The sequence below is a fragment of the Methanosarcinales archaeon genome (assembly GCA_014859725.1).
Classification (GTDB): Archaea; Halobacteriota; Methanosarcinia; order Methanosarcinales; family Methanocomedenaceae; genus Kmv04.
The window spans coordinates 1-1,579 of sequence record JACUTQ010000285.1 but is presented as its reverse complement, the minus strand read 5'-3'; the positions used below and the strand labels follow the sequence as shown (position 1 = coordinate 1,579).

The 1,579-nt window shown below is 40.3% G+C and carries 1 protein-coding gene; it reads right to left on the bottom strand.

Going from position 1 to position 1,579, the window contains the following annotated elements:
* Window positions 1–260: 260 nt before the first annotated feature.
* On the bottom strand, window positions 261–1,496 hold the full coding sequence (locus tag IBX40_13320) for a TIGR02710 family CRISPR-associated protein (GenBank protein ID MBE0525292.1): 1,236 nt from the start codon (window positions 1,494–1,496) through the stop codon (window positions 261–263).
* Window positions 1,497–1,579: the final 83 nt, after the last annotated feature.

The following is a 1,579-nucleotide window of genomic DNA, read 5'->3' as shown; positions in this document are numbered from 1 at the left end:
GGGTTTTTGGAAAAGCATTTTAATGTCTCGATTTCCAAATTCAAATATTCATATACCTTCTTATATTATATAACGATTTCGGAAAAATAATGTTTGGCGATTGCCTCGATTTTTTCAGGAAAAAAGTTGCATCTTTCCATATTTATATAAACCAATTCAGCCTCTGCTTGCTGGCGATTGCCTATATGGTTTTTCGAGGCAAAACGGGGGAATTTAGGAAGTTCATTGGATCCGGGATAATTTTTAAAAAACATCCGGCTTCATACCAGCTTTAGTACTGGAAATCGACTCTTCTCTTTAAGTGAACCAAGGTGCGGGAAGGCTTTATCAGCAAGCTGGTTTGTTTCTCTTGATAATTCATCAAATATCGGTTTTGTCATAGGCGTAAGCCCATGAGCCAGGATGGAACTATTGCGCTTGCTTAAATAATTCCGCAAATTCTTGTTCTCCCGATAATCCCTCCCAATATCTTCATCCAGGCTTTCAAGTAACGAAAATGCTTTTTCCTGGCCTAATTTTATTGATTCGTTACTTTCCCGGTACTCTTCCTGCCAGCTTGAAGGTAGATCTTCGATCTTTACTCGTGAAGTATCTATTTTTCGTCGTGCCAGAAGCATCTGGGATATTACTTCAACAGCCCTGTAAAGGCGGGCAACAGCATCATCATATTTCCCTTCTTGCGCTCTTCGGTCGGCATTCGCCAGAAGGTCTGCAAGGATTTCCTTAGAAAATTTATCCAATATTTCCCTGCTGTGCGCAAACTTTTCCTTTTGGTTAGCGATCTTGAAGACTATCTCTTTGCTATTACTGGTGTCAATCTGCCACCGGATATCGAATTTTCCGTGCAACTGGTTAAAATATGAAGCAGCTTTTAAATGATTGAACTTATCCCAGAAGGAATAAGCAAGAACAAGCTTCTCCAACAGGTCAAGCTCATCATGTACCTCCATAGCCATAGACTTTAACCGTGCATCACTGATAAGTTTGATGCATGCATCAAATTGGAAAAGAATGAAAAAATCCTGTATCATTCGCCTGCGCTGATCGATGAAGAATTCATTGGGCGTAAGGATAATCACCCGTTCAGTTCCTGATATGACCCTTCCATTAATATCGCGCTTACCACCCCCAACATAACTTAAATTACCGCATTCAAAGCTTGCTCCTGCAAGAACACATCCAGAAGACATCGCTTTGGTGCCGCTTGTAAAGTCGATGCATATATCTTCAGAACAATAACCATCCCGTATCAAGGAACGAACAAGCCGTGCAGTCGTCTGCCAGCATCCTTCAACATCTTCGGCATTATCAATAATTAGAGGCGGCTCATACACTAATTTCTTTCCTGATACTGATTCTATCCTCTCAATTGTGGATTTGCTTTCATTAGTAGCTATGAAGAATATTTTATCTGGATTATTGACATGTATCGATTTAGCAACGCCGTTTTCCACACCGCGCCCCGTTCCCAGGGATATTATCATCACCTTTGCCATTTGTTTCTCCTCCTATATACGAGAATCTTTAATAATATCACCCTGATATTATTTCATATTTCCCCAATCCATAAACAGTTCCT